The organism is Stenotrophomonas sp. GD04145, assembly GCF_029835135.1.
Classification (GTDB): domain Bacteria; phylum Pseudomonadota; class Gammaproteobacteria; order Xanthomonadales; family Xanthomonadaceae; genus Stenotrophomonas; species Stenotrophomonas maltophilia_P.
Map to the genome: position 1 here is coordinate 1 of NZ_JAODZG010000069.1, position 11,545 is coordinate 11,545.

General features: G+C 67.5%; 11 protein-coding genes. 7 read left to right on the plus strand and 4 right to left on the minus strand.

Translation table 11 applies throughout. The features are described from left to right. Positions 1-101 precede the first annotated feature (101 nt). Entirely contained in the window at positions 102-506 is a 405-nt protein-coding gene (locus tag N7367_RS18620; protein WP_279942976.1) for a hypothetical protein, read from the minus strand. Between the two features lie 169 nt (positions 507-675). Between N7367_RS18620 and N7367_RS18625 the strand changes: the two genes are divergently transcribed. Continuing rightward, positions 676-2,706 carry a M3 family metallopeptidase gene (locus N7367_RS18625; protein ID WP_053519824.1) on the plus strand — a complete coding sequence of 677 codons (2,031 nt, stop codon included), beginning with the start codon at positions 676-678 and terminating at the stop codon, positions 2,704-2,706. 83 nt (positions 2,707-2,789) lie between these two features. Here the strand turns inward: N7367_RS18625 and N7367_RS18630 are convergent, their stop codons facing one another. Both N7367_RS18630 and N7367_RS18635 read right to left on the minus strand, forming a co-directional pair. After that, positions 2,790-3,593, minus strand: a complete 804-nt coding sequence (locus tag N7367_RS18630) for an SDR family oxidoreductase (protein ID WP_279942977.1) — start codon at positions 3,591-3,593, stop codon at positions 2,790-2,792. Next, entirely contained in the window at positions 3,590-4,156 is a 567-nt protein-coding gene (locus tag N7367_RS18635; RefSeq protein WP_053519826.1) for a DUF1415 domain-containing protein, read from the minus strand. Before N7367_RS18635 ends, N7367_RS18630 begins: the two co-directional genes overlap by 4 nt. A gap of 193 nt (positions 4,157-4,349) precedes the next feature. Between N7367_RS18635 and N7367_RS18640 the strand changes: the two genes are divergently transcribed. The 3 genes from N7367_RS18640 (at position 4,350) to N7367_RS18650 (ending at position 8,175) form a co-directional block, all read left to right on the plus strand. Then, positions 4,350-5,816 carry a benzaldehyde dehydrogenase gene (locus N7367_RS18640; RefSeq protein WP_053519822.1) on the plus strand — a complete coding sequence of 489 codons (1,467 nt, stop codon included), beginning with the start codon at positions 4,350-4,352 and terminating at the stop codon, positions 5,814-5,816. 17 nt (positions 5,817-5,833) lie between these two features. Further along, the gene (locus N7367_RS18645; protein ID WP_053519821.1) at positions 5,834-6,961 is read left to right on the plus strand and encodes an NAD(P)-dependent alcohol dehydrogenase; all 1,128 of its coding nucleotides are present in this window, start codon (positions 5,834-5,836) and stop codon (positions 6,959-6,961) included. A 116-nt stretch (positions 6,962-7,077) separates the two neighbouring features. Beyond that, positions 7,078-8,175 (plus strand): helix-turn-helix domain-containing protein, encoded by a 1,098-nt coding sequence (locus tag N7367_RS18650; protein WP_065181776.1) that lies wholly within the window; start codon positions 7,078-7,080, stop codon positions 8,173-8,175. A gap of 35 nt (positions 8,176-8,210) precedes the next feature. Here the strand turns inward: N7367_RS18650 and N7367_RS18655 are convergent, their stop codons facing one another. Then, positions 8,211-8,693: a YajQ family cyclic di-GMP-binding protein gene (locus N7367_RS18655; protein WP_053519819.1), complete on the minus strand. Its 483-nt coding sequence runs from the start codon at positions 8,691-8,693 to the stop codon at positions 8,211-8,213. 119 nt (positions 8,694-8,812) lie between these two features. Here N7367_RS18655 and N7367_RS18660 point away from each other — a divergent pair, with 119 nt between their 5' ends. The 3 genes from N7367_RS18660 to N7367_RS18670 form a co-directional block, all read left to right on the plus strand. Then, a complete protein-coding gene (locus N7367_RS18660) occupies positions 8,813-9,709 on the plus strand; it encodes a DMT family transporter (RefSeq protein ID WP_065175182.1) in 897 nt (298 codons plus the stop codon). Positions 9,710-9,886: 177 nt separating this feature from the next. After that, positions 9,887-10,894: a methionine ABC transporter ATP-binding protein gene (locus tag N7367_RS18665; RefSeq protein ID WP_065181774.1), complete on the plus strand. Its 1,008-nt coding sequence runs from the start codon at positions 9,887-9,889 to the stop codon at positions 10,892-10,894. After that, on the plus strand, positions 10,891-11,545 hold a 655-nt coding region (locus tag N7367_RS18670; RefSeq protein ID WP_279942978.1), incomplete at its 3' end, for an ABC transporter permease. The genes N7367_RS18665 and N7367_RS18670, both read left to right, overlap by 4 nt.

Here is an 11,545-nt window from a genome sequence, read left to right on the forward strand (position 1 = left end):
GCGCCGGGCCATGCCCGGCGAGCGCAGCGGCGCATCAGAGCCGGTCGATCGCGGTAGCGCCGGGCCATGCCCGGCGAGCGCAGCGGCGCATCAGGGCCCGATCAGTACCCCGCCGCAGTGAACGCGTCGAGCACCACATCGCGCAGCGCATCAGGCAGCGCCTCGATGTCCATCGCGCGATCATCCAGGTGCAGCCGTGGGTCCAGGCTGCTGATGCGGTCCTGGGCCAGCGCCTGCAGCCACAGCAGCACGCAGATCACGAACTCGCGCTCGTGCCCCGGGTGCAGGTGGCCGGCACCGCGTTCGATCACCTCGAACGGGTACCACTCCTGCTCATCGTTGAGGATGCCGCCCTGCTGCATGAGCACCTGCAGCTGCTGCAGATGGCGCCGGGCATCATCGCCGGGATCGCACAATGTGGCGATCCAGGACAACTCCTCCGCGCTGGCAGACAGCGCCAGCGACCGGGCCGGCAACGCGGTTGCAACCTGAGCCAGACCTTCCATGTGGGGCCTCTATCGGCATGTTCCGCTGCGGACTCCCCCGCAGCCAGAGCTTCCGCGCGACCCCGTAAGGCCGACGTGAATGATCGGCGCGCCCCCCTTGTCTGCGGCTCCGGCCAGCGCCATATCCACTGGGCTGCCCGCTCCTCGGGCCCGTAACTGGAGATCTGCCGTGACCGCTGCCAACCCCCTGCTCGATTTCTCCGGCCTGCCCCGCTTCGAGGCGATCCGCCCCGAGCACGTGGCGCCGGCGCTGGACGTGCTGCTGGCCGAGGCCGAGGCCGCCGTCAACGCAGCTGAGCAGGTGCAGCCGGTCCGCTGGGACACCTTCGTGGTCCCGCTGGACGATGCCACCGAGCGGCTGTGGCGCGCCTGGGGCCTGGTCGGCCACCTGCAGGGCGTGGTCAACACGCCGGAACTGCGCGAGGCCTACAACAGCAACCTGCCGCGGGTGACCCGCTTCGCCAGTGCGCTGGGCCAGAACCTGGCGCTGTACCGCCAGTACCAGGCATTGGCCACCGGCCCGGAGGCGGGGTCGTTCGATGAGGCCCGGCGCAAGGTGCTGGACAATACGCTGCGCGACTTCCGCCTGGGGGGCGCGGAGCTGGCGCCGGACGCCCAGCAGCGGTTCGCCGCGATCAAGGAAGAACTGTCGGCGCTGTCCGCGAAGTTCTCGCAGAATGTGCTGGACGCCACCGATGCGTGGTCGTTGATCGTGGAAGACGAAGCACGCCTGGCCGGCGTGCCGGACGACGTGAAGGCTGCCGCGCGTGCGGCAGCGGCGAACGATGGCAGGGACGGTTGGAAGTTGACGCTGCAGATGCCGTGTTACCTGCCGGTACAGACCTGGGCCGAAGATCGTGACCTGCGCGAGATCCTGTACCGGGCCAGCGCGCAGCGCGCTTCCGAATTCGGCGATGACGCGTTGGACAACAGCGGCAACATCGACCGCATCCTGGCCCTGCGGGCCGAACTGGCCGCACTGCTCGGCTTTGATTCCTACGCCGACTACTCGGTGGCCACCAAGATGGCGCAGGACCCGGCCGAAGTGCTGGGCTTCCTGCGTGACCTGGCGTCGCGCGCCAAGCCGTTCGCGGCCAGGGACCGTGCCGAACTGGAGCAGTTCGCGCGTGACCACCTGGGCATCGACAGCCTGCAGGCCTGGGACCTGGCGTTCGCGGCCGACCGCCTGAAGCAGGCGCGCTACAGCTATTCCGAGCAGGAGGTGAAACAGTACTTCACCGAGCCGAAGGTGCTGGGTGGACTGTTCTCGGTGATCGAGCAGCTGTATGGCCTGCGCGTGCAGGAGGACAGCGCGCCGGTCTGGCACGAGGACGTACGCTTCTTCCGCCTGGTCGATGCGCAGGACGCGCTGGTAGGCCAGTTCTACCTGGATCTGTACGCGCGTGAGGGCAAGCGCGGCGGTGCGTGGATGGACGATTGCCGCAACCGGCGCGAGCGTGCCGATGGCAGCGTGCAGACGCCGCTGGTGTATCTGGTGTGCAACTTCGGTCGCGGTGCCAGCGGCAGGCCGGCTACGTTCAGCCACAATGAAGTGACCACGCTGTTCCATGAAATGGGCCACGGCCTGCACCAGCTGCTGACCCGGATCGGTGAGCTGGGCGTGGCCGGCATCAATGGCGTGGAATGGGATGCGGTGGAGCTCCCCAGCCAGTTCATGGAGAACTTCTGCTGGGAATGGGACCACCTGCAGCGCATGACTGCGCACGTGGAGACGGGTGAACCGCTGCCACGTGCGCTGTATGAGCGCATGCTGGCCGCGCGCAATTTCCACAGCGGCATGGCGACTGTCCGCCAGCTGGAGTTCGGTCTGTTCGACATGCTGCTGCACAGCCAGTTCGAGCCTACGCAGGACAGTGTGCTGGCACTGCTGGAGCGCGTGCGCGGCGAAGTGGCGGTGAATCATCCGCCAGCCTGGAACCGCTTCCCGCATCAGTTCAGCCACATCTTCGCCGGTGGCTATGCGGCCGGCTACTACAGTTACAAATGGGCCGAGGTGCTCAGTGCCGATGCCTATGCGGCGTTCGAGGAAGCACCGCAGGCATTGGCCGCGACCGGTGCACGTTTCCGCGACGAGATCCTCTCGCGCGGGGGGAGCCGTCCAGCGGCCGAGAACTTCAAGGCCTTCCGTGGCCGTGCGCCGCAGATCGATGCGCTGCTGCGCCATTCGGGCATGGCGTAAGCCGCTCTGGTAGGTGCCAACCTTGGTTGGCACTTCCTGGCAATGGTGCGGACCAAGGTCCGCACCCACCGGAAAGCGGTGCTCTATTCGGCGTAGATCATCTTCCGGGTCATGCCGCCGTCGACGATGAAATCCTGGCCGGTGGTGAATCCGGACAGCGGCGACAGCAGGTACACCGCCAGCGCGCCGATGTCTTCCGGGCGGCCGACGCGGCCGACCGGATGCTGTGCGTGGTCGATGGCCGAATACTCGGGCGCATGGCGCCGGGAGGGCGCCTGCCACTCGCTGGTGCCGATCCAGCCCGGACTGATGCTGTTCACCCGTACATCCGGTCCGGCGCTGATTGCCAGCGCGTGGGTGAATGCCACCAGTCCGCCCTTGGCCGCGGCATAGGCTTCGCTATGGGCTTCGGACTGCCGGGCGCGGGTCGAGGCGATGTTGATGATGGCGCCGGCGCCACCGGATGACAGTGCCGGCAGGGCATGCCGGCTGCACAGGAAAGCGCCATGCAGCGATGACAGGCGGCGCTGCCATTCGTCCCACGCCATGTCCTGCAGCGGCGTACCGTGCGCACCGGCGATGCCGGCATTGTTGACCAGGCCATCGACGCCGCCAAACCGCTGCACCGCCGTGGCGATGAACGCGCGCACGCTGGCTTCGTCGGTGATGTCCAGGGGCTGGAACGCCGCATCGTCATCGCGCTGCCATTCGGCCAGGCAGGCGTGGCCGGCTTCCGTATCCAGATCACCGATCAGCACGCGGCCGCCGGCACCGAGCACGGCCTGGGCGATGCCGCGGCCGATGCCATTGGCGCCACCGGTGACGAGCACCACCTTGCCCGCCAGCGGCGCGGCAGGCCAGGCAGCGATCGGCGGAGCCGCGCTCATGACAGGTCTTCGCCACGCAGGCGGCGATGCCAGCCGTCCACGCCGATGCGGTCGAGCGTCTGGATGTTGCGCTCGACGATCACGTCCGGATCGGGGAATGCGTCCACCGCGCGTGCCACGCTGTCCTCGCGCAGCAGGTGCAGCGTGGGATAGGGCGCGCGGTTGGTGTAATTGCTGGCGTCGTTGGCGGCCACGCCTTCGAACTGGTAGTCCGGATGGAAGCTGGCCACCTGCAGGATGCCCTGCAGATCGAGCGCCTCGATCGCCGCGTCGGCGTTGTCGAGGAAGTCGTTGTAGTCCAGGAAATCCGTCAGCACCTGCGGGTGCACGATCAGGGTGGTGTCGATCTGCTCGGCCGGCGTGTCCCGCAGCAGCACCAGTTCCTCGGCCAGCTGTTCGACCAGTGCTTCGGGGGTGGTGGCATCACTGAGCACGAAGCGGACCTGGTCCTTCACATATACGGCCTTGGCGAACGGACACAGGTTCAGGCCGATGACGATGCGCTCCAGCCACAGGCGGGTGGCGGCGATCGGGTCGTCGGTGGGCAGGGCGATATCGGTCATGGCGGGCACATCGGCGGGCGAGGTCGCCATTGTAGGCAGTGTGCCGCCGCTGCGCTGTTCACTGTGCAGGAACTGGACAGTCGCCATGCTGCAAATCCCCGCCGATTCAAGCCTTTGCAGGCCACCGGCAGATGGCCGATTGCCTGCTGCGGGCGGTAGGCGTGGAATGGACGCACGACACAGGAGGACACCCATGACTGCATCTTCTCCGTGGCTGCCGGACGCCCTTTGGGCCGGCGCCCTCTTCGACGGCCGGTGGCAGGCGGCCGCGCAACGGCAGCCGGTGATCGAGCCGGCCACCGGTAACACGCTCGGCCAGATCGGCCTGGCCGACCCGGCGCAGGTGGCGCGCTCGGCGGCGGCCGCTGCGCAGGCGCAGCAGGCGTGGGCGGCGGCTCCGTACGAACAGCGCGCTGAAGTGCTGCGCAAAGCGGCACGCCTGGCCGAAGAACACATCGACACCCTGGTCGAATGGCTGGTACGCGAAAGCGGCTCCACCCGCCTGAAGGCAGGTTTTGAGGCCAAGGTGACCATCAAGGCACTGCACGAGGCTGCGGCGCTGCCGTCGCGCAGCACCGGCGAGATTCTGCCTTCCGAGCCGGGCCGGCTGAATCTGGCGCGGCGCCGACCGCTGGGTGTGGTGGGGGTCATCTCGCCTTTCAACTTCCCGCTGTATCTGGCCATGCGCGCGGTGGCGCCGGCCATCGCGCTGGGCAACGCGGTGGTACTCAAACCTGACCCGCGCACAGCGGTGTGCGGCGGGGCGGTGATCGCACGCCTGTTCGAGCAGGCCGGCCTGCCGGCAGGCGTTCTACACATGCTGCCCGGTGATGGCGCGGCCGGCGCTGCGCTGACCAGCGATCCGCACGTGGCGATGATCCAGTTCACCGGCTCCACCGCCGCCGGGCGCAAGGTCGGAGAGGCGGCGGGCAAGCATCTGAAGAAGGTCTCGTTGGAGCTGGGCGGCAAGAACTCGTTGATCATCCTCGATGATGCCGACCTCGACCTGGCGGTGGCCAACACCGCGTGGGGGGTCTACCTGCATCAGGGCCAGATCTGCATGGCGACCGGCCGCGTGCTGGTGCAGCGGAAGATCCACTCCGCTTTCCTGCAGAAGCTGGTGGCCAAGGCCAATTCATTGAAGGTGGGCGATCCGGCGCGCGAAGACGTGGCGATCGGTCCGCTGATCAATGCCGGCCAGCGCGACCACGCCACGCGCGTGGTCGAGCAGGCAGTGCAGGCCGGTGCCTCGCTGGAGGCCGGAGGTACCCATCGCGATCTGTTCTTCGCGCCGACCGTGCTTGGCAACGTCGCTGCTGACAATCCGGCGTTCAACGAAGAAATCTTCGCGCCGGTGGCGGTGGTGGTGCCGTTCGACGATGACGACGATGCCGTGCGCCTGGCCAACGACAGCGAGTACGGCCTGTCGATGGCCATCGTTTCCAGCAATGTCGGCCGCGCACTGAAGCTCGGTGAGCGCCTGCGCACCGGACTGCTGCACATAAACGATCAGACCGTGAACGACGAGGTGATCAATCCCTTTGGCGGTGTCGGAGCATCCGGCAATGGCACCAGTATCGGCGGCCCCGCCAACTGGGAGGAGTTCACGCAGTGGCAGTGGTTGACCGTCAAGGGCGAGGCGCCCGCTTATCCGATCTGATCGAAGGAGCCATCACGATGAACGACAATACGGCAACACGCGAGATCACCGCTGCAGTGGTCCGCGGCAAGGAACAACCCTTCGTCATCGAGCAGGCCCGGCTGCGCGGCCCGCAGGAGGATGAGGTCCTGGTGAAGGTGGTAGCCACCGGCCTGTGCCACACCGACCTGATCGTGCGCGATCAGTACTACCCGGTGCCGTTGCCCGCGGTGCTGGGTCACGAAGGCGCCGGCGTCGTGGAGGCGGTCGGCCCCAACGTAAAGGAACTGAAAGCAGGGGATCACGTGGTGCTGACCTATGGCGCCTGCGGCCACTGCAATCCGTGCCGGGGCGGTCATGGCGCCTACTGCAGGGATTTCTTCGCGCTGAACTTCGGGGGCGATGATGGCCACGGCCATACCGCCATCACCGATGCGCAGGGTCAGCCGTTGCACGACCATTTCTTCGCGCAGTCTTCGTTTGCCACCTATGCGCTGGCGCGCGAGATCAATGCGATCAAAGTGCCCGACGATGCGCCTCTGGAACTGCTGGGCCCGCTGGGCTGCGGCATCCAGACCGGTGCCGGCGCGGTACTCAATTCGCTGAAGGTACGCTCGGGCAGCAGTTTTGCCAGCTACGGTGCCGGCGCAGTCGGTCTGAGTGCGGTGATGGCGGCCAAGGTCGCCGGTGCCACGACCATCATCGCCATCGATGTGGTGCCGTCGCGGCTGGCACTCGCGCTGGAGCTGGGCGCCACCCACGTGGTCAACAGCCGCGAGACCGATGTGGTCGAGGCCGTGCGCGCCATCACCGGCGGTGGCGCTGATTTCGCGCTGGAATCGACCGGTCGCCCGGAGGTGCTCTCTGCGGGTATCGAGGCCTTGGGGGGCTTGGGCATGATGGGCGTGGTCGGTGCACCAAAGCTGGGCACGACCGCCAGTTTCGACGTGAACAACCTGCTGCTGGGTGGCCGCAGCATCCGTGGCATCGTGGAAGGCGACAGTGTGCCGCAGGTGTTCATTCCGCAGCTGGTCACGCTGTTCCAGCAGGGCCGCTTCCCGTTCGACAGGCTGGTGAAGTTCTACCCGCTGGAGCAGATCAACCAGGCGGCCGAGGACAGCACCCGTGGCATCACCCTGAAGCCGATCCTGCGCATCGCGGCGTGATCTGAGGGCAGGGCTGCAGGGCTTCGCCCTGCACCTGCCGGATGGGCGGCAACCGCAGGCAAATACCTCATCGGAGCGTAACGTGGCGTTGCCGCTGGCGGGTGTACGCTGCGCCCATGATCGCAACCTCCGTCGGGCAACAGCAGCTGGTAGCGGCACGCGCGGCCTTTGCCGAGGGCGACGCGCGTTCATTGAGCGTGTTGCCGCAGCCGTTGCAGCAGTCGTGGATGCGCTCGCGCGCGGCTGGCCTGCAGCCCGGGCAGGAACCGGTCTACCTGCCGCTGCAGAGCGATGGCCGGCATCTGCCACAGCGCGACGACCGTCGCCTGGCACGCTGCGTGCAACCGGAGCTGGAACAGCTGTGGGCCGCTTTCGGCGGACGTGGCTGGACGATGTTCTGCGCCAACCGCGAGGGCATGGTGATCGCGCAGCAGGCGCATGGCCTGGAAGACTCGCCCCTGCTGCGGCCGATCCAGGTCGGGCGGCGGCTGGGCGAAAGCGAGATCGGCACCACCGCGCCGGCGGTCAGCCTGGCCGACGACCTGCCAGCGCTGGTGCGCGGCAATGAACATTACCTGCAGCGTTTCGCTCCGGTGTTCTGCCTCAGTGAACCCCTGCACGATCTCGACGGGCGGGTATGCGGAGTGATCGATATCACCGGGCTGGGTGAGCGCGATCCTTCGCTGCTGCAGGGCTATTTCCGGCAGGCCGCACTGGCCAGCGAGAATCGCCTGTTCCACACGCTTGCCGATGTGCACCTGCTGGCGCTGCAGCATGATCCGCGCTGGCTGGCGTCACCCTTGCAGGGGCTGCTGGCGGTGCAGGAGGATGGCCAGCTGCGCGCCGCCAACCGTGTGGCCCGGCGTCTGTTGGGCCTGCCGCGGCGCGGGCCACTGCCGTTGCTGGATATTGCAGCGGTGTTTGCCGGCGCCAGTGCCGCACAGCGGCGGCGCCTGCTGCAGCCGGGGGCGCCGCATCGGGTCCGGTTGGGCGAGGGCAGTGCGGTCTACCTGCAGCATCTGCAGGCGCCGCGCAAGGTCGCTGGCAACAGCGTGCGACGGTCTTCACCGGCGACGATGGCGGCGCCGGCGCTGCGCGATCAGCAGCGTGAAGCGGCGCGCCGGGCGGCGCAGGCGGCGGACGGCAATCTCAGTCTGGCCGCACGCCAGCTGGGCATCTCGCGCACCACGCTGTACAAGCTGCTGCGTGATTGATCGAGCGCGGTGCCGGGCCACGCCCGGCGGAGCAGTCAGTCGCGGAAATTGTTGAACTGCAGCGGCAACTCGAACTTGCCGGCCTTCAGTACTGCGATCGCGTCCTGCAGATCGTCGCGCTTCTTGCCCTGCACGCGCAGCTTGTCGCCATTGATCTGGCTTTCCACCTTCAGCTTGGCGTCTTTCAACGCGGCGGCGATCTTCTTGGCCACCTTCTGCTCGATGCCCTGCTTGACGGTGATCTTCTGCCGCGCCTGCGCCAGATTGGTCTCGATGTCGCCGAACTCCAGGCTCAGCACGTCGATGCCGCGCGCTGCCAGACGCGCACGCAGGATGTCGTTCATCTGCTTGAGCTGGAACTCGGTCGGCGCGAACTGGTTGATGACATCGCCATCACGCTCGAACTTGGCGTCCACGCCCTTGAAATCGAAGCGGGTGCTCAGTTCGCGGTTGGCCTGGTCGATGGCGTTGGTCAGCTCGTGGGTGTCGACTTCGGAAACGACGTCGAAGGAAGGCATGGGCGATGCTCCACAGAATTCAGTGCGGACATTCTATCGCGCCGGCCAGCCTGCCCGCTTTCCGTGGCGCTGGGCATCGCTGCAACGGCATCCCGCCGCTGGCTCGGCGATAATGGGCCATGAACGTGCAACGCTCCCCCTCGCGCGCGGTGGCCTGGATGGTCGCCGCGGTCGCCTGCTTCTCCCTGATGGACGCCGGCATGAAGCAGCTGGCGGCCAGCTATCCCACCCTGCAGGTGACCTTCCTGCGCGGCGCGGCGTCGTTGCCGTTCGTGCTGGTCTGGGTGCTGGTCAGCGCGGGCCCGCGTTCGCTGGTGCCACGTCGCTGGGGCCTGCATCTGCTGCGTGGCGCGCTGGGCATGGCGATGATCGGCTGCTTCGTGTTCGCGTTGCGCGATCTGCCACTGTCCACCGCCTACACCATCTACTTCGTCGCGCCGCTGCTGATCGCGGCCCTGTCGGTGCCGCTGCTGGGCGAACGGGTCGGACCGCGTCGCTGGGTGGCCATCGGCATCGGCCTGGTCGGCGTGCTGGTGGTGCTGCGGCCCGGCGTGGATGGGTTCATCTCGGTGCCGGGCCTGATGGTGCTGGCCGCGGCCACCGCCTACGCCGTTGCCGCGATCACGGTCAGCCTGCTGACCCGTACCGACACCTCGCAGTCGATGGTGGTCTGGTTCCTGGTCATCATGGCGATCGGCGCGGGCCTGCTGGCGATTCCCGGCTGGAGGCCGCTGCTGCTGGCGCACGCGCCGCTGATCGCGGGCATGGGGCTGGCCGGTGCGCTGGGTCAGATCGCCCTGACCAAGGCCTTCCAGCTGGGCGAGGCATCCATGATCGCGCCCCTGGAGTACAGCGGCCTGGTCTGGGTGATCGGATGGGATCTGGCTTTCTGGGGGCAGTTGCCGGATGGCTACACCTGGGTGGGGGCGGCGATCATCGTGGCGTCGGGCCTGTACCTGCTGCACCGCGAGCGGGTGAACCGCCAGCAGCCGCCGAAGCCGCTGGATCATCCCTGAACCGGTTTGGCCGGGGAGCGGGGTCAGATCCCCACAGGGGCTCTGACCCCGGAATCCGGCCGGAGTAGGTGTCTTAGAACCAAAAGGAATAACATTCTGGCCCATGGCGCGGGCGCGCGACCGCCGGCGCTGGTAGGCTGCACGCCCCCTTCTGTCGCCTGCCGGTGAGCCGCTCCCGTGATCGAGTTCCAGCGCCTGCACAAATCCTATGCCGTTGCCGGCCGCGCGGTCAGCGCGCTGCAACCGCTGGACCTGACCATCGAGGCCGGCGAGGTCTTCGGCATCATCGGTCATTCCGGTGCCGGCAAATCGACGCTGATCCGCATGATCAACCGCCTGGAAGAGCCTTCCGGTGGCCGATTGCTGATCGGAGGCGAGGACATCACCGCGCTGGATGCCGACGGCCTGCGCTCGCTGCGCCGGCGAATCGGCATGATCTTCCAGCACTTCAACCTGCTGTCCTCGCGCACGGTGGCGGGCAACGTCGCCTTCCCGCTGGAGCTGGCCGGTACACCGAAGGCGGAGATCGACAGCCGGGTGGCCGAACTGCTGCAGACCGTCGGCCTGCAGGCACACGCACAGAAGTACCCGGCGCAGCTGTCCGGAGGCCAGAAGCAGCGCGTGGGCATCGCCCGTGCCCTGGCCACCCGCCCGCAGATCCTGCTGTGCGACGAGGCCACCAGTGCTCTCGACCCGCAGACCACCGCGTCGGTGCTGGCGCTGCTGTCGAAGATCAATCGCGAGCTGGGCCTGACCATCGTGCTGATCACCCACGAGATGGATGTGATCCGCCGCGTCTGCGACCGGGTGGCGGTGCTCGATGCCGGCCAGCTGGTGGAGACCGGTCCGGTCACCCAGGTGTTCCTGCATCCGCAGCATCCCACCACCCGCCGTTTCGTCAGCGAATCGGAGCATGTGGACGAAGGAACGCTGCACCGTGATTTCGACGCCGTGAGTGGGCGCATCGTGCGCTTGACCTTCCTCGGTGGCGATACCTACGAACCCCTGCTGGGCAGCATCGCGCGCCAGACCGGGGTCGATTACAACATCCTGTCCGGGCGTATCGACCGGATCAAGGACACACCGTATGGCCAACTGGTCGTGGCCCTGGTCGGTGGCGATCACGCCGCCGCGCAGGCCGCGTTCGTGGCCGCTGGCGTGCATGTCGAGGAACTGCGTCGATGATCATTGCTGCTGCGGACGGATTCTTCCGCCACCTGGACGCCGGCAAGTGGGCCGATATCGGCCAGGCCACCATCGACACCCTGCTGATGCTGGCCGGTTCGCTGCCCTTGACCCTGGCCATCGGGCTGCCGCTGGGCGTGCTGCTGTACCTGTTCGGTGCGCCGCAGATGAAGCGTCGTCCGTTCGCCTATGGCGTGCTGGCGCTGGTGGTCAACCTGCTGCGCTCGGTGCCCTTCATCATCCTGATGATCGTGCTGATTCCGGTGACGCTGTTCATGATGGGGACGTCGCTGGGTGTTCGCGGTGCGATCGTGCCCCTGGTGATCGGCGCCGCACCGTTCTATGCGCGGCTGGTGGAAACCGCGCTGCGCGAAGTGGACCGTGGGGTGATCGAGGCGACCCAGGCGATGGGCGCAACCACCTGGCAGCTGGTCACCCGTGTGCTGCTGCCGGAAGCGCGGCCGGGCCTGATCGCAGGTGCCACGGTCACGACCGTTGCGCTGATCGGCTTCACCGCCATGGGCGGTGCGATCGGCTCGGGCGGCTTGGGCGATCTGGCGTTCCGTGATGGCTACCAGCGTTCGCACACCGACGTCGCCCTGGTGACCGTGGTGCTGCTGCTGGTGCTGGTGCAGCTGCTGCAGATGCTCG